The organism is Aquamicrobium aerolatum DSM 21857, assembly GCF_900113935.1.
GTDB lineage: Bacteria > Pseudomonadota > Alphaproteobacteria > Rhizobiales > Rhizobiaceae > Aerobium > Aerobium aerolatum.
Genome location: NZ_FORF01000003.1, coordinates 144,645 through 169,087, shown reverse-complemented (window position 1 = coordinate 169,087; position 24,443 = coordinate 144,645). Strand labels below are relative to the sequence as shown.

General features: G+C 63.0%; 26 protein-coding genes. 12 read left to right on the top strand and 14 right to left on the bottom strand.

Annotated features, from left to right (window positions below):
* Positions 1-35 precede the first annotated feature (35 nt).
* Genes BMZ42_RS03825 through BMZ42_RS03815 form a run of 3 tightly spaced genes read right to left on the bottom strand, consistent with a single transcriptional unit; the run spans position 36 to position 3,230 of the window.
* On the bottom strand, positions 36-1,037 hold the full coding sequence (locus BMZ42_RS03825; RefSeq protein WP_091518818.1) for a 4-hydroxyproline epimerase: 1,002 nt from the start codon (positions 1,035-1,037) through the stop codon (positions 36-38).
* 1 nt (position 1,038) lies between these two features.
* Positions 1,039-2,304 carry an NAD(P)/FAD-dependent oxidoreductase gene (locus tag BMZ42_RS03820; protein ID WP_091518817.1) on the bottom strand — a complete coding sequence of 422 codons (1,266 nt, stop codon included), beginning with the start codon at positions 2,302-2,304 and terminating at the stop codon, positions 1,039-1,041.
* Between the two features lie 32 nt (positions 2,305-2,336).
* Positions 2,337-3,230: a dihydrodipicolinate synthase family protein gene (locus BMZ42_RS03815; protein ID WP_091518814.1), complete on the bottom strand. Its 894-nt coding sequence runs from the start codon at positions 3,228-3,230 to the stop codon at positions 2,337-2,339.
* Between the two features lie 96 nt (positions 3,231-3,326).
* Between BMZ42_RS03815 and BMZ42_RS03810 the strand changes: the two genes are divergently transcribed.
* Positions 3,327-3,986, top strand: coding sequence for a GntR family transcriptional regulator (locus tag BMZ42_RS03810; protein ID WP_091518812.1), 660 nt, complete (start codon positions 3,327-3,329; stop codon positions 3,984-3,986).
* A 2-nt stretch (positions 3,987-3,988) separates the two neighbouring features.
* On the opposite strand, the gene BMZ42_RS03805 is transcribed toward BMZ42_RS03810, so the two are convergent.
* The 3 genes from BMZ42_RS03805 to BMZ42_RS03795 all read right to left on the bottom strand — a co-directional run bounded on the left by BMZ42_RS03805 (position 3,989) and on the right by BMZ42_RS03795 (position 7,905).
* On the bottom strand, positions 3,989-4,351 hold the full coding sequence (locus tag BMZ42_RS03805; RefSeq protein WP_139207833.1) for a hypothetical protein: 363 nt from the start codon (positions 4,349-4,351) through the stop codon (positions 3,989-3,991).
* 174 nt (positions 4,352-4,525) lie between these two features.
* Positions 4,526-6,208 (bottom strand): alkaline phosphatase family protein, encoded by a 1,683-nt coding sequence (locus BMZ42_RS03800; protein WP_091518807.1) that lies wholly within the window; start codon positions 6,206-6,208, stop codon positions 4,526-4,528.
* 200 nt (positions 6,209-6,408) lie between these two features.
* On the bottom strand, positions 6,409-7,905 hold the full coding sequence (locus BMZ42_RS03795) for a CoA-acylating methylmalonate-semialdehyde dehydrogenase (protein WP_091518804.1): 1,497 nt from the start codon (positions 7,903-7,905) through the stop codon (positions 6,409-6,411).
* A 149-nt stretch (positions 7,906-8,054) separates the two neighbouring features.
* On the opposite strand from BMZ42_RS03795, the gene BMZ42_RS03790 reads away from it, so the two are divergent.
* The 9 genes from BMZ42_RS03790 to BMZ42_RS03750 all read left to right on the top strand — a co-directional run bounded on the left by BMZ42_RS03790 (position 8,055) and on the right by BMZ42_RS03750 (position 15,458).
* A complete protein-coding gene (locus tag BMZ42_RS03790; RefSeq protein WP_091518802.1) occupies positions 8,055-8,936 on the top strand; it encodes a LysR family transcriptional regulator in 882 nt (293 codons plus the stop codon).
* Between the two features lie 61 nt (positions 8,937-8,997).
* The gene (locus BMZ42_RS03785) at positions 8,998-9,345 is read left to right on the top strand and encodes a RidA family protein (RefSeq protein ID WP_091518799.1); all 348 of its coding nucleotides are present in this window, start codon (positions 8,998-9,000) and stop codon (positions 9,343-9,345) included.
* 258 nt (positions 9,346-9,603) lie between these two features.
* A complete protein-coding gene (locus BMZ42_RS03780) occupies positions 9,604-11,205 on the top strand; it encodes a methyl-accepting chemotaxis protein (RefSeq protein WP_091518796.1) in 1,602 nt (533 codons plus the stop codon).
* Positions 11,206-11,217: 12 nt separating this feature from the next.
* Positions 11,218-11,505 carry an STAS domain-containing protein gene (locus BMZ42_RS03775; protein ID WP_091518794.1) on the top strand — a complete coding sequence of 96 codons (288 nt, stop codon included), beginning with the start codon at positions 11,218-11,220 and terminating at the stop codon, positions 11,503-11,505.
* 3 nt (positions 11,506-11,508) lie between these two features.
* Positions 11,509-11,874: a response regulator gene (locus tag BMZ42_RS03770; RefSeq protein WP_091518792.1), complete on the top strand. Its 366-nt coding sequence runs from the start codon at positions 11,509-11,511 to the stop codon at positions 11,872-11,874.
* Positions 11,875-11,897: 23 nt separating this feature from the next.
* Positions 11,898-14,183: a chemotaxis protein CheA gene (locus BMZ42_RS03765; RefSeq protein ID WP_091518789.1), complete on the top strand. Its 2,286-nt coding sequence runs from the start codon at positions 11,898-11,900 to the stop codon at positions 14,181-14,183.
* Complete coding sequence (locus BMZ42_RS03760) at positions 14,180-14,656, top strand: chemotaxis protein CheW (RefSeq protein WP_091518786.1); 477 nt, start codon at positions 14,180-14,182, stop codon at positions 14,654-14,656. The genes BMZ42_RS03765 and BMZ42_RS03760 overlap by 4 nt, the downstream gene beginning before the upstream one ends.
* 24 nt (positions 14,657-14,680) lie before the next feature.
* Positions 14,681-15,070, top strand: coding sequence for a response regulator (locus BMZ42_RS03755; RefSeq protein ID WP_091518785.1), 390 nt, complete (start codon positions 14,681-14,683; stop codon positions 15,068-15,070).
* Entirely contained in the window at positions 15,054-15,458 is a 405-nt protein-coding gene (locus BMZ42_RS03750) for a hypothetical protein (RefSeq protein ID WP_139207832.1), read from the top strand. The genes BMZ42_RS03755 and BMZ42_RS03750 overlap by 17 nt, the downstream gene beginning before the upstream one ends.
* Before the next feature lie 37 nt (positions 15,459-15,495).
* Here BMZ42_RS03750 and BMZ42_RS03745 read toward each other — a convergent pair whose 3' ends face one another.
* From BMZ42_RS03745 to BMZ42_RS03720, 6 genes are all read right to left on the bottom strand, one after another.
* Positions 15,496-16,071 (bottom strand): chemotaxis protein CheD, encoded by a 576-nt coding sequence (locus BMZ42_RS03745; RefSeq protein WP_091518781.1) that lies wholly within the window; start codon positions 16,069-16,071, stop codon positions 15,496-15,498.
* Between the two features lie 73 nt (positions 16,072-16,144).
* A complete protein-coding gene (locus BMZ42_RS03740) occupies positions 16,145-17,188 on the bottom strand; it encodes a protein-glutamate methylesterase/protein-glutamine glutaminase (protein WP_091518778.1) in 1,044 nt (347 codons plus the stop codon).
* Positions 17,185-18,072, bottom strand: a complete 888-nt coding sequence (locus BMZ42_RS03735) for a CheR family methyltransferase (RefSeq protein WP_091518777.1) — start codon at positions 18,070-18,072, stop codon at positions 17,185-17,187. Before BMZ42_RS03735 ends, BMZ42_RS03740 begins: the two co-directional genes overlap by 4 nt.
* On the bottom strand, positions 18,069-18,536 hold the full coding sequence (locus BMZ42_RS03730; protein ID WP_091518774.1) for a chemotaxis protein CheW: 468 nt from the start codon (positions 18,534-18,536) through the stop codon (positions 18,069-18,071). The genes BMZ42_RS03735 and BMZ42_RS03730 overlap by 4 nt, the downstream gene beginning before the upstream one ends.
* 288 nt (positions 18,537-18,824) lie before the next feature.
* Positions 18,825-20,774, bottom strand: a complete 1,950-nt coding sequence (locus BMZ42_RS03725) for a methyl-accepting chemotaxis protein (RefSeq protein WP_210185199.1) — start codon at positions 20,772-20,774, stop codon at positions 18,825-18,827.
* Positions 20,775-20,977: 203 nt separating this feature from the next.
* Positions 20,978-21,799 carry a ferredoxin--NADP reductase gene (locus BMZ42_RS03720; RefSeq protein WP_091518773.1) on the bottom strand — a complete coding sequence of 274 codons (822 nt, stop codon included), beginning with the start codon at positions 21,797-21,799 and terminating at the stop codon, positions 20,978-20,980.
* Between BMZ42_RS03720 and BMZ42_RS17725 the strand changes: the two genes are divergently transcribed.
* Both BMZ42_RS17725 and pncA read left to right on the top strand, forming a co-directional pair.
* Positions 21,792-22,025, top strand: coding sequence for a hypothetical protein (locus BMZ42_RS17725; protein ID WP_139207831.1), 234 nt, complete (start codon positions 21,792-21,794; stop codon positions 22,023-22,025). The two genes, BMZ42_RS03720 and BMZ42_RS17725, sit on opposite strands and share 8 nt — an antisense overlap.
* The gene (gene pncA / locus BMZ42_RS03715) at positions 21,997-22,596 is read left to right on the top strand and encodes a bifunctional nicotinamidase/pyrazinamidase (RefSeq protein WP_091518770.1); all 600 of its coding nucleotides are present in this window, start codon (positions 21,997-21,999) and stop codon (positions 22,594-22,596) included. The genes BMZ42_RS17725 and pncA overlap by 29 nt, the downstream gene beginning before the upstream one ends.
* A 57-nt stretch (positions 22,597-22,653) precedes the next feature.
* Here pncA and BMZ42_RS03710 read toward each other — a convergent pair whose 3' ends face one another.
* Positions 22,654-23,178, bottom strand: a complete 525-nt coding sequence (locus BMZ42_RS03710) for an RNA pyrophosphohydrolase (protein ID WP_091518768.1) — start codon at positions 23,176-23,178, stop codon at positions 22,654-22,656.
* A gap of 6 nt (positions 23,179-23,184) precedes the next feature.
* Positions 23,185-24,366 (bottom strand): divergent polysaccharide deacetylase family protein, encoded by a 1,182-nt coding sequence (locus tag BMZ42_RS03705; RefSeq protein ID WP_091518765.1) that lies wholly within the window; start codon positions 24,364-24,366, stop codon positions 23,185-23,187.
* Positions 24,367-24,443 lie beyond the last annotated feature (77 nt).

Sequence of the window (24,443 nt, the reverse complement as noted above, 5' to 3'; positions counted from 1 at the left end):
GCCGTACAACTCGATTTCCTCAGCGGCATGCGCAACTACAGCACCGAAAATCCGTGGGCAAAAGGGTCACGGTCGTCGATAAAGATTGTATTGAGCCCGGTCATCCGCGCCCAGCCGGCAATCGACGGCACGATGGCGCGCCTGTCCCCCACCTTCACCTCGCGCTCGACCCGTCCCTTGAAGATCGAGCCAATGATCGACTCATGATTGAAGTCATCGCCCGGCTTCAACAGACCCTTGGCGTGCAGCTGCGCCATCCGCGCCGAGGTACCGGTGCCGCAGGGCGAGCGATCAATCGCCTTGTCGCCATAGAACACCGCATTGCGCCCATGCGCGCCCGCCACCGTGGGCTTGCCGGTCCACTGGATATGGGTGAGGCGATTGATCGCCGGATTTTCGGGGTGGACAAAGCTGTACGCCGCATTGAGCCGTTCCCGCAGTACCGGGCTCCAGCCGATCAGCTGTCCGGCGCTGTAGTCGCCCATGTCTCTGAAATTTTCCTGGCGGTCGACGATGGCGTAGAAATTGCCGCCATAGGCCACGTCCACCGTCAGCCGCCCGAGGTCAGGACATTCCACCTCCAGCCCTTGCGCGTAGAGGAACGAGGGCACATTGGTGATGCGCACTTCCTCGACATGCTCGCCCTCGCGTCGATATTCCGCGATCACAACGCCCGCTGGCGTATCGAGGCGCAAGACCCCCGGCTGCTTCGGCGCCACCAGCCCCTGCTCCAGCGCCATCGTCACCGTGCCGATGGTGCCATGACCGCACATCGGCAGGCAGCCGCTGGTCTCGATGAACAGGATCGCCACGTCGCAATCGTCGCGGGTCGGCGGATAGAGGATCGAGCCCGACATCATGTCATGGCCACGCGGCTCGAACATCAGCCCCTTGCGGATCCAGTCGAACTCTTCAAGAAAATGCGCCCGCCGCTCCATCATGGTTGCGCCGTCCAGACGCGGCCCGCCGCCTGCCACCAGCCTTACGGGATTGCCGCAGGTATGTCCGTCGATGCAGAAGAATGTGTGTCGCGCCATGTCAGAACCGTCGTGGAGAAAATGAGGACAGATCAAGCGGCGGCACGTTGCCCCCGGCCAGATCGCGAACGAGGCGGCCCGTAGCGGCAGCCTGCGTCAGGCCAAGATGGCCATGACCGAATGCGTAGATGATATCGCGGCTCAGCCGGGCGTGACCGATCACCGGCAGCGAGTCGGGCAGCGACGGGCGAAACCCCATCCACTCGCGCCCGCCTTCACGGTCCAGCCCCGGCAGAAAGGCCTGCGCCTTTGCCAGCATCGCCTTGGCGCGGGCATAGTTTGGCGCGCGCTCCAGCCCGGCGAATTCGACCGCGCCGCCCACGCGCAGTCCGCCTTCGAGTGGCGTTATCACGAAGCCATGGCCCGGAAATATCAACTGACGCTTCACATCAAACGACGACGCAGGCAGCGTCGTGTTATAGCCGCGCTCGGTCTCCAGCGGGATGCGCTCGCCCAGTTGCGCTGCCAAAAGATGCGACCACGCCCCCGCGGCAATCACCAGCGTCTTGCAGGAAAGTGTCTCGCCATCGGCAAAGCGCAGTTGCGCCCCGCCGCCTGAATTTGCCTCGACCTGCGCGACGGATCGCTGCTCGAACTGGAGCCGCCCTTCCAGCGTCCGCCCATATTCAAAGATCGCCTTGCCCAGTTGTTTCGGGTCGGAAACGTTTTTCCAGCCGGGCACGAAGGTCGCCTTGACGAAGCGCGGCGACAGCCCCGGCTGCAGCTCTGCCAGTTCCGTCCCCTCGACATGGCGAAACGCAATTCCATGACGCTCGCGCACGTCCCAGCCGGGCAGCGCTGCCCGAAACTCCGCTTCGCTTTCGTAAAGTTCGAGCGCGCCATGCTCGCGCAACATCGTTCTGGTTCCGGAACGATCCAGAAAGTCGAGCCACTCCTGTTCGGCCAGACGCATCAGCGCCACTTGCGCAGCCACGCTTCTGTCATGGTTGCTCACCCACCCCGCGCGCCAGAAGCGAAAAAGCCACGGCATCAGCCGTGGCAGATAGGAGGGCGAAACTGTCAGCGGCCCCAACGGGTCGCGCAGCCAGCCAGGCAGCTGCCGCATCATCCCCTTCTGGGCCAGCGGCAGCACGTCGGAAAATGCGAACGCTGCTGCATTGCCTGCACTTGTTTCCTCGCACACACCGGTGCGATCAAACAAAGTCACGCTGCGTCCTGCCTCCACCAGATTGACTGCCGCGCAGATGCCGACGATCCCGGCACCGACGACGGCCACATCAATCTTGCGAACGCCTGCTGATTTCATTCAGATCCACCCCGCCCGTCGCTCCCTGCCTTTCAGAATGAGGGCAGTTGAGGACGGCTGGCAAGCGCGTCGAGGATCACTTTTTCCGCCGCCGCGCGGCGTGGTCCTGACAATGGCAGACGCGGCGCGCGAACCCGGTCATTGGTGCCGATGGCATGGATTTCGGCCAGCTTGATATTCTGCACCAGATAGGTCGACACATCGAGATCGAGCAACGGGCGGAACCAGCGATAGATCGCCAGCGCCTCGTCGCGACGTCCCTGCTTCAGCAGCTGGTAGATCGCGACCGTCTCACGCGGGAATGCCGTCACCAGCCCGGCAACCCAGCCGACCGCCCCCATTGTCAGCGCTTCGAAAGCAAGGTTGTCGACGCCGGTGAAAAGGTCGAACCGCTCACCGAACAGATTGACGATCTCGGTCGTGCGGCGAATGTCATCCGACGATTCCTTGATTGCGACGAAGCGCTCGTCCGCGGCCAGTTCCTCCAGCATCGCCGAGGTGACGTCGACGCGGTAGGCGACGCGATTGGAATAGATCATCACCGGCAAGTCTGCCGCAGCCGCAACCGACTTCAGCACGGTCACCGTCTCGCCATGGTCGGTGTGGTAGATCGGGCTTGGCACCACCATCAGGCCATCGGCACCTGCCATCGAGGCGGCTTTGCCCATGGTGCATGCATCGCGCGTTGCCGCTTCGTTGACGGTCAGCAGCACCGGCTTGCCGCCAGCCACGCTGCGCGCCGTCTTCAATATATCAAGCTTCTCGCCAGCCGACAGCATCGGCCCCTCACCCAGCGATCCGCACACGATGATGCCGTCGCAACCGGCCTCGATCATGAGCGCGAAACAGCGCTCCATCTCGGCGTGGTCAAGCCGGTCGTCCTGCGTGAACTTGGTGGTGACCGCCGGGTAAATTCCTGCCCACATGATGCCTCTCCATCTGATATATCACAAATATATCTGTCTGGAATCTTATTTGTCAATTGGGATTCGATTCTGATATATCATTGCGCGGAATGGAGAATGCCCTTGCAACCTGTCGCATTGGTCGCTGAACCAGCAGCGCTGCGCGCCTATCACGCGCTCGAAAAAATGATCGTCACGCTGGAGTTGCCGCCGGCCGCTATCACCACCGAAAAGGCCTTGATCGAGAACCTTCAGCTGGGGCGCACACCGGTGCGCGAAGCGATCCAGAAACTCGCCTGGGAAGGTCTGATCGAAATTCGCCCCAGGGCCGGTCTCGCCATCGCGCCTCTCAAGGCGCAGGATTGGGTCCAGATCGTCGACGCGCGTCGTGGCGTTGAAACCGTCCTGGCGCGCTGCGCCGCACGTCACGCGCCGCCATCAGCCTTGACCCAGCTTCAGGACGCGGCGCGCGCCATGCACGCGGCGGTCGTCGCCAGCGACGTGTCCGCATTTCTGGAAGCCGACAAGCTGCTCGATGAAATCATCGCTGAGGCGTCGGACAATATCTATGCGGCGCGCGTTGCCGCGCCGCTGCAAACTCACAGCCGCCGCTTCTGGTATCGCTATCACAGTGAGTCGGGGCTCGCCCGCTCTGCTGCCCACCACGTCGCACTCATCCGCGCGATCATCGATCGCGATGAAATCCGCGCGGCGCTCGAAGCGGAAAAGCTGATGGTGATGCTCCGCGAACTGGCCGAGCAGACCGGCCGGCGCTGAAATCAGGCGTCGACGCCGCGCACCAGCATGGTGCTCTGGAAGCCCTCACCGGTCGAGACGATGCAGCTCTGGCCATCGGTGCCGGTCGCAATGATCGTCCAGCTGCCGCTGTCGGAGACGAGGATCTCGACCACCGCGCTGCTGTCGATCTGACCGACAGCCATCGGCTTTTCACGGAATTGCTGGGCGAGTTCGTTCAACACGTCGGTGCGCGCGCCGCACATCGCGCTGTCCGGTTCGCTTTGCTGGAAAGCCTGCGCCACTGCGGGAAGTCGTGCCGCCTGATTGTCAGTCGCCGAAGCCAGCGGCGATGCGAAAAGCATCATGCCGGTGATTGCGGTGTAGAGCAGCGGAACGCGCGCCATGACAGCCTCCTGTGCCGGCATCTGGTCCTTGTTAGCCGGCTCGTTGAATCTTGCGGCCCGATCATTCGGGCATGTCCAAGAAATTCGCCGAGGCCGACTTCGTTCCATGAAATGCCGCCCTGACGCCAAAAAAAAACGCACGCCCTCAACGCCACTTGCAGATGGCCTGACAGATCAGTTGGTGGCCGAATTTCCGGCGAGCGGGCGCAAGGTGAGCAGTCCTGATTCGACGCGCCGGCTCAGAACTGCATCTGCCGCCCCGGCATCATCGCACAGATGAAACCGTCCGCCACAGCGCTCGCGCAGCTGCGCCATGTCGTCGATGATCCCGCCTTTGGCGATGCCGCCCGCCTCGATCAGCCAATAGCCAAGAAACGCCGCATCCATCCGTTGCGGTGCGACCAGCGGGCGGGTCGCAGCACCGTAATCCCTGAACGAGAAATAGGTGTCATAGGCGTCGGACCGCCAATCGGCGAGCTGAACCGTCCCGCTATCGAGTTCGACCATCGGGCGATGATCGCCATATTCCAGCACGATGGTACCGTTGGGACCGGAATCCTTGGCGATCTGCTCCTTGAAGGCATCAAGATCGTGACGCGCAATCACCAGCCGGCGCAAATACTCGTTCTCGACCGGATCGGCGCTGAACGGCTCACCGTCGAGTACCATCTCCGGCTCCAGCGTCTCGTCATAGGGCGAGTGGGTAAACATGGTTTCGACATAAAGGAACTGTGCTCGTGCGGAGGCGGCACGCTTCTCTTGCAGCCGCTTCAGCGCCGCATCGAAATACAGCGCGTCGCGCGCCGACATCGAGGCAATTCCCACCTCGGCGGGATCGTGAACCTCTTCGATACCGAGGCTGGTCAGCAGAGGCCCCAGCGAGAATTGATCATAGGCCATGCCGAGCAGTGCGGTTGTGTCATAGCCGCATTGCGCCAGAATTTCCGGAACGCTCGCGCGCACATTGCCGACCAGTGATTTGGCAATGAACTGCCGCATCCGTCCGAAATCAGCGCCTGACAGGCCAGCCATGACGCTCGACACGGTGATCCATGACCCGCCGCCATAGGTTTCGGTGCCAAATCGGTGAACGACGCCGTCCTGCGACTTGAACGTGTCGCGCAATGCCGCGATCGGTGCAGCTCCCATCCACTCGGGCGGCAATTGCGATTCCGCATGCACGATCACCACATCCGGCTTGCGCGCCTGCACGTCGCATTGGAACGCCGCGTCGTACGGCTCGACACCCGCCACCCGCTTGACCCGCGCCGTCAGCGGATGATCGGCCCACAGTTCCGGCAACTCCCGCAGCGACACCATCAAAGCAGAGATGTGGCGACCCTGGAAAAGATAGCTGCCCTCTGAAGCCCAGCCCGGCAACGCCAGCGGAACCATCAGCAAGGGCGCGGCCACCAGCAGCACCGCGTGTTTCACTTTCAGTTTCATCGGCTGCTCGAAGCGGTAAATCAGCGTCATCGCGGCGATCATGCAGGCTGCGATGGCAAGCACCGGCACGGCATAAGCGCCAAATCCGGTCAGAAAGAATCTCAGCATCTGCGGATCGGCAAGCAGTGCCAGATCGAAACTGTGCAGGCTCATGCCGGTCATCCGCGCCTTCACCATCGAGGGCAACGCAACGAGCAAACCAAGCGCCAACGCTGAATAGACGGAGAACGCAATTCGTCGGCTCGCCACCAGCAACAGAGCTGCAAGCAGGCCGATCCCGCACAGCGCAAACAGCGCCGAACGCAGATCGTTTTCCAGCCGGCTCAGCGCCACAAGCGCGATGATCGCAACTATGCCAACGGTGACAGGCCACGCCAGAAGACGCAGAACGGACGTGATCGTCTTCAGCATCGCCTGGCAGCACCCCCCGTTTCAAGCCATCAAATATGACAGTTATGTGTATTGAAACAATGAATACTGCGGAAGTCAAAAGACAGACAGGCAAGGCTGCAGCAGAAACGATCAAAATTCATCGCGATTGAGCGAAAAAGACAAGGCCCGACTTGCGCCGGGCCCTGCATTTCATCTTTGCATAAACGATCCCGTCGGGATCAATTCATCGTCGGAATGACGAATTCTGCACCGTCCTTGATGCCCGAGGGCCAGCGCGACGTCACCGTCTTGGTCTTGGTGTAGAAACGGAACGCGTCGGAACCGTGCTGGTTGAGATCGCCAAAGCCGGAAGCCTTCCAGCCACCGAAGGTGTAGTAGGCGATCGGCACCGGGATCGGCACGTTGATCCCGACCATGCCAGCCTGCACGCGGCTGGCGAAATCGCGCGCTGCATCGCCATCACGGGTGAAGATCGCAACGCCGTTGCCCATCTCATGCTCGTTCGGCAGCTTCAGCGCGTCCTCATAGGTCGCGGCGCGGACGATCGACAGCACCGGGCCGAAGATCTCTTCCTTGTAGATGCGCATGTCGGCGGTTACGTTGTCGAACAGGCAGCCGCCCATATAGTAGCCGTTTTCATAGCCCTGCAGGCTGAAATTGCGGCCATCGACCAAGAGCTTTGCGCCTTCCTGCACACCGGTGTCGACATATCCCTTGATGCGCGCGAGCGCTTCCTTGGTGACGACCGGGCCGAAATCTGCCGACGAGTCGGTCGACGGGCCGACCTTGAGGCTTTCAACGCGCGGCACCAGCTTTTCGATCAGGCGCTCGGCGGTCTCGTGACCGACCGGAACGGCAACCGAGATCGCCATGCAGCGCTCGCCAGCCGAGCCGTAACCTGCACCGATCAGCGCATCGACGGTCTGGTCCATGTCGGCGTCCGGCATGATGATCATGTGGTTCTTGGCGCCGCCGAAGCACTGCACGCGCTTGCCGTTGGCGCAGCCGCGCGCATAGATATACTGCGCGATCGGCGTCGAGCCGACAAAGCCGATGGCCTTGATGTCGGCATCATCGAGAATGCCGTCGACCACTTCCTTGTCGCCATTGACGACGTTGAGAATGCCGGCAGGCAGGCCCGCCTCGACGAACAGTTCCGCAATGCGCATCGGCACGGACGGATCGCGCTCGGAAGGCTTGAGGATGAAGGCGTTGCCGGCTGCAATTGCCGGGGCGATCTTCCATAGCGGGATCATGGCCGGGAAGTTGAACGGCGTGATGCCGGCGACAACGCCCAGCGGCTGGCGCATCGAATAGACGTCGATGCCGGGGCCGGCTGCGTCAGTGAACTCGCCCTTCAGCATGTGCGGCGCGCCGATGCACACTTCCACGACTTCAAGGCCGCGCTGGATGTCGCCCTTGGCATCGGCGACGGTCTTGCCGTGCTCGCGAGCGAGCGTATCGGCCAGTTCGTCCATCTCGGCCTGCGCCAGCTCAAGAAACTTCATCAGGACGCGCACGCGGCGCTGCGGGTTGGTAGCCGCCCAGGCCGGCTGCGCCGCCTTGGCGTTTTCGATGGCTTCGCGCAGTTCGGCCAGCGAGGCGAGCGCGACCTTGCCACGGACCGAGCCGTCCATCGGCTGCATCACGTCCTGGCTGCGTCCGCTCTTGCCGGCAACGCGCTTGCCGCCAATGAAATGTCCAATTTCGAGCATGGTGTCTCTCCCAGCGTTGAATTTCCATCACATTGTCCCGCTTCCGCCGGTGCAATGCAACGCGATCAATTACGCAACCGTTGTGCAAAAATAGATGGACTTTCAGTTCAGATCATCATTTGCTGCAAATACGCAATCGGGAGCCGCTGATGAACTGGGACGATGTTCGCATTTTTCTCGCCGTAGCGCGTGCGGGTCAGATTCTGGGGGCGGCGCGGCGGCTTGAACTGAACCACGCCACGGTGTCACGCCGGATTGCCGCGCTTGAGCGCGCGCTCGGCGCCAAGCTGTTCCGCCGCCTCACCACCGGCTCGGAGCTGACCACCGAGGGCGAGCGCTTTCTCAGCGTCGCCGAACGCATCGAAGCCGACATGATCGCGGCCCGCGCCGAGATCGTCGGTGAAGGCGACGAGATTTCCGGCGTCGTGCGGATCGGAGCGCCTGATGGCTTCGGCGTTTCCTTCCTTGCGTCGCGGCTCGGTGTGCTGACCGAGCAATATCCCGATCTGGCGATCCAGCTGGTGCCGGTGCCGCGATCCTTCTCGCTGTCGCGGCGCGAGGCCGACATCGCGATCACTGTCGAGCGACCGACCGAAGGCCGCCTGATTGCCGGCAAGCTGGTCGACTATTCGCTGTCGCTCTACGCTTCGAGGGACTACCTCAAACGCAACGGCGTTCCGCAGAGCATCGCCGACCTCAAACGCCACCGCCTCATCGGCTATGTCGCCGACCTGCTGATCAGCCTGTCACTCGACTACGGGCCGGAGATCATGCCCGACTGGCAGGCCAATTTCGCCGTCTCGTCGGCGCTTGGTCAGGTCGAGGCGGTCCGTTCCGGCGCGGGAATCGGCATTCTCCATTCCTATATTGCGCGGGTGCACGACGATCTGGTTCTGCTGCCGGTCGCCCCGCCGATCCGGCGCGCCTACTGGCTGGTCTACCACGAAACGGTGCGACCCTTGCGCCGCGTTCAGGTCGTCTCATCCTTCATCGCCGCCACGGTCGAGGCCGAACGCGCGGTGTTTGCCTGAGCCATTGCTGCGGGTCGGCGAAGCCCATACAACATTCCAACTTTCAACCAAAGGAGCACTCATGGACATTGTCCGCCACGAAATCGGCCCGCGCATGAGCCAGGCCAACATCCACAACGGCGTCGTCTACCTTGCTGGCCAGATTGGCGAAGGCGACACCGTCAAGGCACAGACTGAGGCAATCCTTGCCCAGATCGACCGCCTGCTGGCGCTGAGCAACTCCTCGAAGGAGCGCATCCTGTCGGCGCAGATCTGGCTGGCCGACATGAGCGACTTCGCTGAGATGAACGCGGCATGGGACGCCTGGGTGCCCGCCGGCAACACGCCTGCCCGCGCCACCGGCGAATCCCGTCTGGCCGCTGACAAGTACAAGGTCGAGATCATCATCGTCGCGGCCCAGAACGCCTGATCCCGTCCGTGCGACCCTGGAAACGCCATTAAACGATGGCGTTTCCGTCTGCCGCGACTGCCCGCTGTCCACAGCCGCCCCCCTGCAAAATCCCTTCCCGTTAAGACGGCCGAAACCTATGCCACCTAGTGTGACAGGTGGAGCTTGGTGGGGGTCACCAAAGGCATGATGCCGCGCTACCGATCCGGCACGACCGGAATGTACAGCCTTTTCTGATCCAGTGCATGGCCGCATCCCCTGCGGTTCGGGAATCTGTCGATGGTCGCCTCAGCTGCGAAATCGGTCTCCCTCGAAGACCGTCTGAATTTTATTGGTATGGACGACGCCGCGCGCCAAAAGCTGCGCGAACTGAAGCCCTCGCTGGAGCGCAACATCGGTCCTGCACTGGCGGTGTTCTACGACAAAGTCCGCGCTGTTCCTCAGACCGCTGCATTCTTTTCGTCCGAAGCCCAGATTGGCAGCGCCAAGAGCCGTCAGGAAACCCATTGGACCGGCATCGCCGAGGCCAGTTACGGTGAGAGCTACGAGGCCGCAGTCCGCAACATCGGCAATGTCCACGCCCGTATCGGACTGGAACCGACCTGGTATATCGGCGGCTATGCGCTGGTCGCCGAGCAACTCGTCAAGGCCGTGATCAAGGAGCAGTGGCCGCGCCTTCTTTCTCGCGCCAGCACGCCTGAAACCATGGGTGCGTCGATTTCCGCGCTGGTCAAGGCGATCATGCTCGACATGGATCTGGCGATCTCGACCTACCTTGAGGCGCTCGAGGCGCGTCGTCACCAGATCGAAGCCGCCAATGCCGAAGCCGATCAGCGTCGCACTCAAGCCATCGCCTCCATCACGGTCGCTCTGTCGAGGATCGCGGAGGGCGATTTGTCGACCCGCCTGGAGGGTCTGCCGCCCGAATTCAGGCAGCTGGAGGTCGACTTCAATCATACTGCCGAGGCACTCGCCCGCACCTTGCGCGACGTTGCCACCTCAGCCGACAGCATCGGCTCCAGCTCTGAAGAGGTCGGTCGCGCTGCCGACGACCTGTCGCGCCGCACCGAACATCAGGCGATGCGTCTCGAACAGACCGCCGCCGCTTTGAACCAGCTGACGCAGAGCGTGCGCAGCGCCGCCGACGGTGCCTCCCAGGCCGCGGCGAAGGTCGTCTCGACCCGCAACGAAGCCAACCATTCCGGCGAGATTGTCCAGAACGCCGTCCGCGCCATCAGCGAGATCGCCCAGTCGTCGCAGGAGATTTCGCAGATCATCGGCGTCATCGACGAGATCGCGTTCCAGACCAACCTGCTCGCGCTCAATGCCGGCGTCGAGGCCGCCCGTGCCGGCGATGCCGGACGTGGCTTTGCCGTGGTCGCCTCCGAGGTGCGGGCGCTGGCCCAGCGTTCGGCAGAAGCTGCCAAGCAGATCAAGACCCTGATCTCGACCAGTTCGAACCAGGTCGAGCAGGGCGTCAAGCTGATGGCCGAGACCGGCGAAGTGTCGGAACGCATCATCAACAGCGTCATCGAAATCGACCAGCTCGTCGCCGGCATCGCGTCCTCGTCGCGCGAGCAATCGCAGGGCCTGAGCGACATCAACAAGGCGGTCAGCGAAATGGACCAGGGCACGCAGCAGAATGCGGCGATGGTCGAGCAGACGACGGCTGCGGTTCATTCGCTGCGCAGCGAGGCCAACACCCTGGCTGAAGGCGTCACCGCATTCGTGCTGGATGCCGGCCCGCGCCACGCTTCTGCAGCTGCCCCGTCTCGCGAGCCAAAACCCGCCGTGCAGCGCGCAACCGCCGTGCGAAGCGTCGGTGCCAACGCGCTCGCCATGGCGGCTGTTGCGGACACCAATGACTGGGAAGAGTTTTAAGGGAGAGGGGCAATGGGGATCGCCGCCGCCGGAAGCATGACGCTTCCATCCGAGCTCGACATCAAGGCTGCCATTCCGCTGGCAACAGAACTGCTGGCGTTGCGTGGCAGGGATGTCGCCATCGACGCGTCGCAGATCGAGCGCGTGGGGGCTCAATGCCTCCAGGTTCTGCTGTCGGCGGCAGCGACCTGGCACGCCGACGGCGCCGATTTCACCCTCAGCGCACCTTCCGCTCCGTTTTCCGATGCAGTTCGGCTTGCAGGGCTCGACCTGTCTGATTTTTCGTCAAGGAATCACTGACTCATGGCCATGACCATCCTGACCGTTGATGATTCGCGGACGATCCGCGAAATGTTGAAGGCCGCGCTTGTCGATGCCGGCATGGAAGTGTTTCAGGCCGAAGATGGCGTGCACGGCCTTGAGGTGCTGGAAAGCTGCACTCCCGACGTCATCATCACCGACATCAACATGCCGCGCATGGATGGCTTCGGCTTCATCGAGGCGGTGCGCGGCAGCGACAAATATCGCGCCGTGCCGATCCTCGTGCTGACCACCGAAAGCGTGGACGACAAGAAGGAGCGCGCGCGCCGTGCCGGGGCCAGCGGCTGGATCATCAAGCCGTTCGACCCGGTCAAGCTCGTGTCGGCGATCAACCGCGTCGCCGCCTGACCTGCGAAAAAGAGAGACGTCTCATGGATACGATGGCAGCCATCAAGCAGACCTTCTTCCAGGAGTGCGAGGAGCAACTCGCAGAGCTTGAAGACGGGCTTCTGACGATCGAGCGCGAAGAAGGCGACCTTGAAACGATCAACGCCGTCTTCCGCGCCGTCCACTCGATCAAGGGCGGGGCCGGCGCGTTCGGTCTGGACGAACTGGTGCGCTTTGCCCACACTTTCGAGACCACGCTCGACGGGATGCGCAGCGGCACCGTCGACAGCTCGCCGCAGATCATCAAGCTGATGCTGCGTTCTGCCGACATTCTCGCCGATCTGGTGCGCTTTTCGCGCGATGGCGGCGATATGGATCATGCCCGCGTGGCGCAGATGGCCGAAGAGCTGACCCGCGCCGGCGGACACGCGCCTGAGGCTGTGGCGGTCGCGGCACCTGCCCCCTTCCTCGCCGCACCCGGCGAGCCGGACGAGTTCGGCTTTGCCCCGACGCCGGTCACCTTCGACTTTGCCAGCGAAGCGCCTGCCGAACCCGGCGTGGACGAATTCGGCTTTGCGCCGGTCATGATCGACTTCGATGAATTCATCGCCGCCGATGCCGCCGCCCCGCATGTCATCGACGTCAGGTTCCGGCCCAAGCCTGAACTTTATGCCAAGGCCAACGACGCGCTGCGCCTCTTGCGCGAGCTGGGCCGCCTCGGCGAGATGGAAGTGTCGTGCGATCGCTCCGACCTGCCGGCCTTGAGCGAGCTGGACCCGGAAGGCGCTTATTTCGTCTGGAACATCAGCATCGCCAATGCCGATGAAGCCGCCGTGCGCGAGATCTTCGAGTTCGTCGAATTCGACTGCGATCTGGAAATTTCGACCCGCGTCAGCGGGATCGACGAGGAACAGGCCGCCGAAACGGTGCGCGACGTGCTTGCACAGGTCGCCGCTCAGGAAACGGTCGCGAACCTCCCCCCTGTCGCGGATGCGTTCGTTGCCGCGCCCATCGAGCCCGTCGCAGCCATTCCCGCGCCGGAAGCGCCCGTCAAGGCAGCGCAGCCGGCCAGCTCGTCTGGCCAGCAACCCGCACCAGCAGCAGCTGCGGCGCAGCAAGGCGGCTCGACCATCCGCGTTGATCTCGACCGTGTCGACCGCCTGATCGACCTGGTCGGCGAGCTTGTCATCAACCAGTCGATGCTGGCCCAACGCGTCATGGAAGCCGGCATTGCCCGCCTCTCCGATGTTGCGGTCGGCCTTGACGATCTTGAGCAGCTGACGCGCGAAATCCAGGATTCGGTGATGGCGATCCGCGCCCAGCCGGTGCGCCCGATCTTCCAGCGCATGTCGCGTGTCGTGCGCGAAGTTGCCGACATGACCGGCAAGTCGGTGCGTCTTCTGACCGAGGGCGAAAATTGCGAAGTCGACAAGACCGTCATCGAACGGCTTGCCGACCCGCTTACGCACATGATCCGCAACGCCATCGACCATGGGCTCGAAACGCCGGAAGAACGGATCAAAGTGGGCAAGCCTGAACAGGGCGTCGTGCGGATGATCGCCGCGCATCGTTCGGGACGGGTCGTCATTGAAGTGTCCGACGACGGCGCCGGCATCGATCGCGCCAGGGTTCGCCAGATCGCGGTGAACAAGGGCATCATCGAGGAAGATGCCGCACTCACCGATGCCGAGATCGACGACCTGATCTTCGCCCCCGGTTTTTCCACCGCCGATGCGATTTCCGATGTGTCGGGTCGCGGCGTCGGCATGGATGTCGTGCGCCGCTCCATCCAGGCGCTTGGCGGTCGCATCACCATCACCTCACGTCCCGGTCTTGGCACCACCTTCACCCTCAGCCTGCCGCTGACGCTGGCTGTGCTGGACGGAATGGTCGTCACGGTCGCAGGCCAGACGCTCGTCGTGCCGCTGTCGGCCATCGTCGAGACCTTGCAGCCCAAGCCGTCGGACGTGCACAATCTGGGCGACAATGCGCGCGTTATTTCCATCCGTGGCGCATTTTTGCCGCTTCTGGATGTCGGCGCGGTGCTGGGCTATCGCAGCGAGGAAGGCGATCCGCTCAACAGCGTCGCTGTAATGGTCGAGACCGAAAACCAGTCGCAATGCGCCCTGCTCGTCGATGGCATCATCGGCCAGCAGCAGGTCGTCATCAAAAGCCTCGAAACCAATTACGGCCATGTCTTCGGCGTTGCCGCAGCCACCATTCTGGGTGACGGACGGGTCGCCGTGATCCTTGATGTCGATGCCATCGTGGCCGGCTCGCGTTCCGATCAGGCGCGCGCCGACGCCAACCGCAAAAGGAGTGCAGCATGAACCAGGTCTTTGAGCAGGACGTTGCCTCCCGCAGCGAACTCATCGCATTTCGGCTCGGCGAGCAGGAATTCTGCGTCGACATCATGTCCGTGCGCGACATTCGCGGCTGGACCCCGACGACCCCGCTGCCGCACTCTTCCGACTATGTGAAGGGTGTCATCAACCTGCGCGGCGCGGTGCTGCCGGTGGTCGACCTTGCCGCCCGGCTCGGCTTCGATCCGGCCGAGCCCAGCGCCCGCCACGTCATCATCATCACCCAGGTCGGCAACCAGACGATCGGTCTTCTGGTCGATGCCGTATCCGATATTCTGACGGTCAATTCGTCGGCAATCCAGGCGACCCCCAACGTCGCCTCTGAACTGGCCCGCGCCTTCATGAAGGGCGTGATTGCCATCGAAGGCCGCATGATCAGCCTGATCGCGCTGGACAATGTCCTGACGCAGAATCAGCCGGGTCAAGGGCTTCTGAACTAAGCCCAGTATTGAGGGAACCGAGCAATGTCGCTCCTAGCGCAATTAAGAATCCTCGTCGTCGACGACACCACCACCAGCCGACTTCTTGTTCGTGAAGCGCTCGAAACGATCGGGTTCCGCAATATCCAGATTGCCGCCGATGGCGAGCAGGCCATGAAGATGATGATGACCCAGCCATCGCATCTGATCATCTCCGACATGAACATGCCGAAGATGAACGGCCTGCAGCTGCTGCATGCGATCCGCACCTACAAGCCGACCGCACGCACGCCGTTCATGATCCTCACCGGAAGCCCTGACCGGGCCGTCCTCGATGAGGGCCGCAAGCTGGGCCTGAACAACTATCTGACGAAGCCGTTCAGCACCGACCAGTTGCGTCGCGCGCTGGAAGCCATCGTTGGAAAGCTGCACTAAGGGCATGGTCAGCCGCCCGAAACATCCTGGTGACGATGCCGAACCGATCGGCATCGTTCTGGCTCGGCTACAGGCCGAGCTGGACGCGATCGGTCGGCGGGTCGATCACAATCAGGCGGTCATCGCCCGATCGACATGGACCCACGCATCCGCCGATGAGGATTATGTCCGCGCGATGCAGGATGGCGACCTTAATGCCCAGCGCATTGCGGGGGTGGCAGAGTTCCTGCGCGCCATCGGCGAGACGCTGTCTGCCGACTGGCGCGTCGACACCCGCGCCGCAACCAGCCAGATCAGGCTGGCCGAGCAAATCCGTTCGATCGGCTCCGCCAGCGCCGAAGTCACAGCCCACCACGCCCACGATTCCGGCGACGTCGACCTGTTCTGAATCGACCATGCGGTGCCTCGAGGCTCGCAGCAATCGATCAGAACAATTCGACCGATCCGTCGCTTTCGACAGGTGCCACCGGCCTGATACGGCGCTCGGCGTCGAACACCTGCTGGGCCTCGCGCTCCATCAGCGACTGGCGCGCGCGTCCCGAAACCGGCCAGAACTGGATCTTGCGGCCATTTTCGCCCAGCAGGCTGCCGCCCAGATAGCGAATGCCCTCATCGGCCAGAAATCGCTCGGCAAATTCGGCGTTCTGGCGGCCGACATCGGTCAGCCCGTCGATCAGCCGCGCACCGCCGAACAGCTTGGCTTCCAGACGTTCGCGCTTGGCTCCGCGCGCCAACAGCGCGTTCACCAGCAGCTCCATCGCGTGCACGCCATGGCGCTGCGCCGATGCGCCCGACTTGTCGTCGCGCACGCCGGGCAAAAGGAAGTGATTGAGCCCACCGACCCCGGCGATGGGATCGCGGATGCAGGCCGCCACGCAGCTGCCCAGAATAGTCGTCAGAACAGTAGCCGGATCATCCGAGACGCATTGTTCGCCCTGCACGACATGAATGCGCTTTCCCGAAAAACCGGGCGCGACAAAATCATAGGCGCGCGAACTCATCGGACGCTCCGCAGGTCCACGAACCTTGCGGCAGGATCTGGCAGGTTCAGCGTCGCCCCACCGGCGCGGCGCATTACGCGGATTCCCGTGCGAGGTTGCACTGGTCGATGAGCGCTGCCCCGATCTTCTGCAACGGCAGCTGCTTTGCGACACCGCCGATTTCGAACGCGACCCGCGGCATGCCGTAAACCACCGATGTCGACTCGTTCTGGCCGATGGTGACGGCTCCGGCCTTGCGCATGGTCAGGAGGCCCTGTGCCCCGTCGCGCCCCATCCCCGTCAGAATTGCGCCGACAACCGCGCTGCCTGCGGTGCGCGAAACCGAATCGAACAGCACATCGACCGACGGTCGATGGCCGTTGACCGGTTCGCCCGGATGCAGCCGGCAGCGCATCTGTGTCGGACTTCCGACCACCTGCAGGTGGTTGTCGCCACCCGGTGCAAGATAGATCTGACCGACGGTCAAAGGTGCACCGTCGCTGGCTTCATCGACACGCGCCTTGCAGCTGCGGTTGAGCCGCTCGGCGAAACTCTTGGTGAACGAGGCCGGCATGTGCTGGGTAATCACCGTTGGCGGACAATTGGCCGGGAACGCCGACAGCACTGACAACAGCGCTTCCACGCCCCCCGTCGACGAGCCGATCGCGATCACCCGTCCATTCGGCCGGAACTCCGTGCTGGTTGACATTTCATTGGGCGCACGGTCCGAGCCGGCCCGCACGCGTGCGCGCGCCGCCGCCTTCACCTTCGTCGCCAGCCCGCCAAAGGCAAGCTCCGCAAGCACGCCTGCCATCGGTTTGCCGACGCAGTCGAACGCGCCAAGCTCCAGCGCCGCAAGGCTGACATCCGCGCCAACCTGCGTCAGCGTCGACACCATCACCACCGGCATCGGCCGCAGCCGCATGATCTTTTCAAGGAAGCTGAGCCCGTTCATGTTGGGCATTTCGACGTCGAGCGTGATCACGTCCGGGTTGAGACGTTTGATCGCTTCGCGCGCTTCCAGCGGATCGCCCGCCTGCCCGATCACGGTGATTTCGGGATCCTGCCGCAGAACGGCGGAAATCAGGCTGCGCATCGTCGCGCTGTCATCGACGACCAGAACCTTGACGTGACTCATGCAATTCCATCCCGAAGCCGGTAGGTCGTCAGGCCGTCGGTCTCGAAAAGATCCGTGGCGGTGACGCGCTCCGAATGGCCAACATAAAGGCGTCCGCCGGGATTCAGCAGCGGCCCGAAACGGCTCCACATGCGCGCCTGGGTCGCCTCGTCGAAATAGATGACCACGTTGCGACAGAAAATGGCGTCGAACTTGCCCTTCATCGGCCAGTGACCCATCAGGTTGAGCTCGCGAAACGACACCAGCCGCCGCATTTCCTCGCCTGCGCCCCACGCGTCGCGGCCCTTGTCCTTGACCCGCACCATCCAGCGCTCGCGCAGTGCCGCCGGCACCGGCTCCATCGCCTCGTCGGGATAGACCGCCGCGCGACCGGTGGCGATCACATTCGGGTCGATGTCGGTGGCCAGGATGCGGATGTCATAGTTTGCGGCATCCGGCATCGCATCAAGGATCGTCAGCGCAATCGAATAGGGCTCCGGCCCCGTCGAGCAGCCGGCAGACCAGAACCGCACCCGTCCGCGCGCCTTGGCGCGGGCGATCAGTTCGGGCAGCACCTTCTGTTTCAGATGCTCGAAATGATGCGGCTCGCGAAAATAGCGGGTCACGTTGGTGGTCAGCGCGGCCAGCATATTCTGGCGTTCGCTGATCCCTTCGGAGCCCGACACGAGTTTGCAATAGTCGCGAAAACTCTCGATGCCGAGCGTGCGTAGACGCTTGGCAAGCCGCGAATAGACAAGAGATGCCTTGGTTTCCGTCAGCGCAATGCCGGCGTCCTCGTAGAGCATCCGCGCGATCGCGGAAAAATCGTCGTTCGTGAACAGGAATTCACCATCGACCAGCGCCTTCCCCCGCAAACCGGCGGCAGCGCGAATTCCCGTTGTCATGCGACTTCCAGCTCCATCGTCTCAGGCAGGATTCGTTCGAGGCCAAGCAATCCGATCATCCGTCCGTCAATGGCCAGAATGCCGCGCACGAAAGACTTCACCGTGTCGCTGGCGACATTCGGCGTCGGCTGCAACATGTCGTCGGTGACGCTGAGAATATCGCACACCGCATCGACCAGCAGACCCGCCTCCTGCTCGCCATTGCGCACGACGATGATCACGCTGCGCGCCTGCGGATCGGCAAAGCCAAGCCCGAGGCAGGCGGACAGGTCGAGGATCGGCAGAACCGTTCCGCGCAGATTGATGACCCCGCGCATGAATGCCTGCGAATGCGGAAGCGCCGTGGCCGGCGTCCATCCGCGTATTTCCCGCACCGACATGATGTCGACGCAGAACTCCTGGTCACCAACCTTGAATGCGATCAGTTCCTGCCGATGGCCGGATGAGGATGCTGTATTCATCATGTCGTCCCCTCAAACGCTGGAGCATCAGGGCCGCATACCGTCACCGGGATCCTCGGGCCTTGCGCTCGGTCAAAGTTTCGGTGCGCCTGAGCCCCCAGCCCCAGCTTCGCGACCTTCATAATTTAGCCAAAGCTGGGTTAATTTGGGGTTTAGCAAAGCTGTTCGCCCGCAATGCGCCGCGCCTTGCGGGCGCCGTGCCATAAAGCCGGTCGACCTTTGAAAGAGCAAACCGGCTTCGGGCTTAAGACAGCAGCGTGCGAGGCGAACCCCGCAAGATTGCGACAGGCTTTAAAACTCTTCCCAGCTGTCTTCTTCAGGCTGCGCCATCAGCGCGGCGGCCTGACCGCCTTTCGCCACCACCTTCAGAGCGGTCGCACCGGTCTGGCCGGCACGTTGCGGCGATGATGGGCGTCCCATCTGCGCGCTTTCGCTGACCGCCGAGCTGCCAAGTCTGAACTGCGCCACCAGCCGGCCCAGCTCCTCGGCTTCCTGCGCCAGATTGTGGCTCGCGGCGGTCGACTGCTCGACCATCGCCGCGTTCTGCTGAGTCACCTGATCCATCTGGTTGACCGCCATGTTGACTTCCGCCAGGCCGGTCGATTGTTCGCGCGCCGATGCGGCGATCTCCGACACCAGTGCGGTGATCTCGCCGACCTGCGTGACGATCTTCTGCAGTGCTGTGCCGGTCTGGCCGACAAGATCGACGCCCTGCCCGACCTGCGCCGTCGAGGTCGAGATCAGATCCTTGATCTCCTTTGCCGCTTCCGCCGAGCGCTGCGCCAGCGAGCGCACTTCCGACGCCACCACGGCAAAGCCTCTGCCGGCCTCGCCGGCACGTGCAGCCTCGACGCCGGCATTCAGCGCCAGAAGATTGGTCTGGAACGCGATCTCATCGATCACGCCGATGATCTGGCTGATCTGCTGCGAGGAGGCTTCGATCTGCGCCATCGCGCCGACCGCCTGCCGGACCACCTCGCCCGAGCGCTCTGCGCCGACACGGGCCTGCCCCGTCACGTCGGAGGCGCGCAATGCGCCATCCGCGGTGGTCTTCACGGTTGCGGTAATCTGGTCGAGCGCTGCCGCCGTTTCCTCCAGGCTTGCCGCCTGCTGCTCGGTGCGACGCGACAGATCGTCGGCGGCCTGGCTTACTTCGCCGGTGCCGTTGCGCAAGCCGCCGATTGCCGAGGCGATTGTCAGCATGGTGGTCTGCAATTGTTCGGCGGCTCGGTTGAAATCGTCCTTCAGGCTCTGGGCCTTGGGCGGGAAGGCGCTCGTCACGCGATGGGTCAGATCCCCTGCGGCAAGCGCCGCCAGACCCCCGGCAAGCCCTTCGATGACCATCCGGTCGCCCTCTGCCGAGCGCGCCTTGTCCGCTTCGTTGCGCTGGCGTTCGGCTTCGGTTGCCTGGCGGGTGTGCTCGCTCTGCGTTTCCAGGTCGAGCTTAGCAATAGCGGCTTCCTTGAACACCAGAACCGCCTGCGCGATCTCACCGATCTCGTCCTTGCGCTGTGTCGATGGAACCTCGACCAGATTGTCGCCCGCTGCAAGGCGGCCCATCACCGATGTGAGCGCGGTGATCGGCGTCGCGATCATGCGCGACAGGAAATAGCCGAGCAGCAGCGCAATCAGCACTGCACCGCTGACGCCGGCATAGACCACATTGCTGGTGAACGCCTGCGCCGCTTCGCGGGCCGCTGTTGCCGCAGCGCCCTTGGCGCGCTCATTTTCCTGCAATCCGGCAAGCGCGGTTTCGACCGCTTCCATGATCCCGTCGGCAGTGCCGTTGCGTCCGACCATCTCGATGGCGCGGAACCGCATGATCGGGTCCTTCATCAATTTCACGCCAGCCTCGACGACATCGGCTTTCCAGACGTCCATCGCAGCGATTGCGGCATCGATCTGCGCCACAATGGCCGCTTCATCCGCCGTGCCATTCTGCCCTTCGCGCAGGTTTTGCATATGCCCATCGAAGGCCGCGCGATGAGAGTCGACGCGCTCCAGATAATATTTCTCATTGGTCAGGAGGAAGCCACGATAGCTGTTTTCCTGGCGCCCGAGACGAAACTCCGCTGCCGCAATCTCGTCGATCGCCCGTGCCGCCGCCGCTTCTGTCTCAACTGCATGCTCGAGGCGCTGGATGTTCCACAGGATCGCGGCGCTTATCACCATCAATGCGGCGACGACACCGGCAAAACCCAGTCCAAGTTTTCGCGAGATTTTCAGATTTGCGAATGACACGTGAACCCCCCAGTTTCGTGTACGATTCCCACCCCGATAACGTGGCGTAAGCGATCTTCATCGCCCGAACACGCTTAACAATCTGCTAATGAAGGAAGGCCGAATGAAACTTGACAGGGTTTGTCGCCATCAGTGGACCTGACAGCAAAAAGGCCGCCCTTGCGTGGCGGCCTTGAAGTCCATGCGATTGTCCGAATTGTCGGTCAGCCGACGAAAGCGCGCTCGACGACGAACTCTGCCGGCTTGTTGTTGGCGCCTTCTGTCAGGCCGAAGGTTTCGACCAGCGCCTTGACGTCGCGGATCATGTCCATCGAGCCACAGATCATCACCCGGTCCACAGCCGGATCGAAGGGTGGCACATCCAGATCGGCAAACAGCTTGCCGTTCTCGATCAGCGTCGTGATGCGGCCCATCTGCGGATAGGTTTCGCGCGTCGTCGTCGCATAGTGCCGGAACCGTCCCTGCGCCATCTCGCCGATCAGCGGGTCGTTGACGAGGTCATGCGCAAGATCGAGGCCATATTTCAGTTCGGCAACCTCACGCGTCGTATGCGTCAGGATCACATCCTCGAACTTTTCGTAAGTTTCCGGGTCACGCATCAGGCTGGCGAAAGGCGCAATACCTGTTCCCGTGGCGATCATCCACAAGCGGCGTCCCGGCGTCAGCGCATCCAGCACCAGCGTGCCGGTCGGCTTCTGGCGCATCAGCACCGTGTCGCCCGGCTGGATCTTCTGCAGATGCTGGGTCAGCGGACCATCCGCGACCTTGATCGAGAAGAACTCGATTTCCTCGTCCCAGGACGGGCTGGCAATCGAATAGGCCCGGAACACCGGCTTTTCCGCATTCGGCAGGCCGATCATCACGAATTCGCCGGAGCGGAAGCGGAAGCTTTGCGGACGGGTGATGCGGAACGAGAACAGGAAATCGGTGTAATGGGTCACCGAAATCACCTTCTCGGCGTAGACGCCGGCAGGGATCGGAAATTGTGCTGTCTGTTCGGCGTGCGGGGACGCGGCTATGTTCATTCCTGCCGTCCTGTCGGGTGGAATTAAAGAGAAACCGGATTCGCACCGGCTGAAAACCGAAATCTGGCGTGGCGCGAAACAGGTGCCTACCTATTATGGAAAGGCGGAATACGTCAAGTTTCGCGCCGACAAGCTGCGGTTTTGCATCTTCCCGCTTTCTCGCGTAGACCCGCTCGCGTTGTTGGAAAGGAACTTTTATGACCACGAAAGCCCTTGTCGTCATTGATATTCAGAATGACTTTTGCCCCGGCGGCGCGCTCGGCGTGGCCGATGGCGACGCCATCATTCCGCTGGTCAATCAGCTGATCGCCGATCACGATCACGTCATCCTGACCCAGGACTGGCATCCGGCCGGCCATTCCAGCTTCGCGTCCTCCCATCCGGGCAAGGCAGCCTATGAGATGATCGAGATGCCCTACGGGCCCCAGACCTTGTGGCCCGACCATTGCGTGCAGGGCAGCCATGGCGGCGAGTTTCACCCCGCGCTTGTCTGGGACAAGGCCGAGATGATCGTGCGCAAGGGCTACCGTCCCGGCATCGATTCCTATTCGGCATTCTTTGAAAACGACCGCACCACGCCCACCGGCCTTGCCGGCTATCTGCGCGAGCGCGGCCTGAACGACCTCGTCCTCGTCGGCATCGCCACCGATTTTTGCGTCGCCTATTCGGCGCTCGACGCCGTGCGTGAAGGATTTTCCGTCACCGTGCGCCTGGATGCCTGCCGCGCCATCGACCTCAATGGCTCACTCGCCACCATGACCGAAAAGATGCGCGAAGCCGGCGTCACGTTGGTCTGAGCCACGCGGCTTTCCGCCCGCTTGCGCCATCCTCGGGCCTGCCCCGGGGATGGACGCCTATCCCGCCAAGTGCCGGAACGCCGCGACGACTTCCTCGTAAAGTTCGCGCTTGAACGGGACGATCAGCTCCGGCAGCTCGTCCATTTCTTTCCAGCCCCAGTCGTCAAATTCGGCTTCATGCCCGCCCGGCGGCGGGTTGATCGCGATTTCGCTTTCCTCGCCCTCGAAGCGGAAGGCGAACCAGCGCTGCGTCTGGCCGCGGAACTTGCCCTTCAGCGCAATGCCGACCAGATGCGGCGGCAGGTCATAATTGATCCAGTCCGGAGCCTCAGCCAGCAGCGACACGGTGCGTATGCCGGTCTCTTCGTAAAGCTCACGCAAAGCCGCCGGCAGCGGGTCTTCGCCCTTGTCGATCCCGCCCTGCGGCATCTGCCACAATTTGTCGGTCCCGGCCATTTCGCTGTCTTCCTCGGCGATCCGCCGCCCGGCCCACACCAGCCCGTCGCGGTTCAGCACCATGATACCGACGCAGGGGCGATAGGGCAGCGTTTGCGGATCGACGGGATGCTTGGTCTTTGCCATGAAATGTCAGCCTTTTTCAGGGTCGGATGCGACAGCGGAAACCGGCACGATCTCGATCCCGCGTCGCTGTGCCTCCTGCACCCATGTCGCCACCGCGTCAACCGTCACGTCGAATGCCGCGCCGACGCCGACGGCAAAACCGTTGGCGCGCGCGGTGCGCTCCAGATCGTCAAGCTTGCCAAGGATCGCGCCGCGGTCGCGGTTGGCGTCGATGGCGATGTCGGCGGCGGCAAAAGGCACGCCGCTGCTTTGCGCCAGTTGCGGCGCAAGGCTGCGCGCCAGCGAGCCATCATCGACATACATCAGCCCGCGCTGCGCCAGTTCGCCAAACAGCGGCGTCATCGCGCCGTCATCGGTGACGAAACGTGCACCCATATAATTCATGATGCCGGTGTAATTGGTGATCCGCGACAGCGCCCAGTGCAGCCGTTCGCGATTTTCCGCAGCGCTGGCGTCCACCGTCAGCGTGTTGCGACCCGGATCGACCTGCGGATAGTCGAACGGCTCCAGCGGCACCTGCATCAGCACTTCATGGCCCTCGCGCCGCGCCGCCTGCATCCAGCGGTCGAGACTGTTGCCGCCGCTGGCAAATGCCAGCGTGACCTCTGGCGGCAGCTGGTCGATGGCGCGTTGCGTCCCGTTCTGCGACACGCCGAGCCCGCCGATGACGATGGCCACCCGCGCCCCGCGCGCGCCCGACCAGGGCCGTGCATAGGCATCGAACGGGCGGCGTCCGTCTTCGCCCCGTATCGGCAATGGCCCGATCTCGCTGTCTTCGATCAGCGCCCGGTCCGGCAGATGCGCAGTGCGCGGATCTTGCCCGAGCGTTGCCGGATCGCGCACGATCACGACATTGCCGGCCGCGTCGCTGACCGGCGGATTGACGCGGATGATCGACGGGCCTTCGGGGTTCATCGAAGCACTGCCGGAGGTGCGCAGTTGCGCGCCGCGCAGGCTGGCATTTTCGCTTGTCGCTTGCGCAGGCGTCGAGACGACCACCTGCGGCGGCGTCCTGAATGGCTGAGGTTGAAGCGCGATGAACCCGGATGTGGCAAGGATTGCGACGGCGGCCAACGCCAGCGCCACCGAACCGCGCTCGAACCTGAAGGAGAAGCGCGGGCGCTCGCTCCTGTCAGGCTTCAGCCCCAGCGGCCTGTCTATGTCCTTGTCGTAAGGAGACCTGTTCAAAGGCAAAACAGTCCTTGGTCCGGGGCATCATGAATCTGCGCCGGCATCTCTTCCAGACATGCCGGCGCAGCGCAATT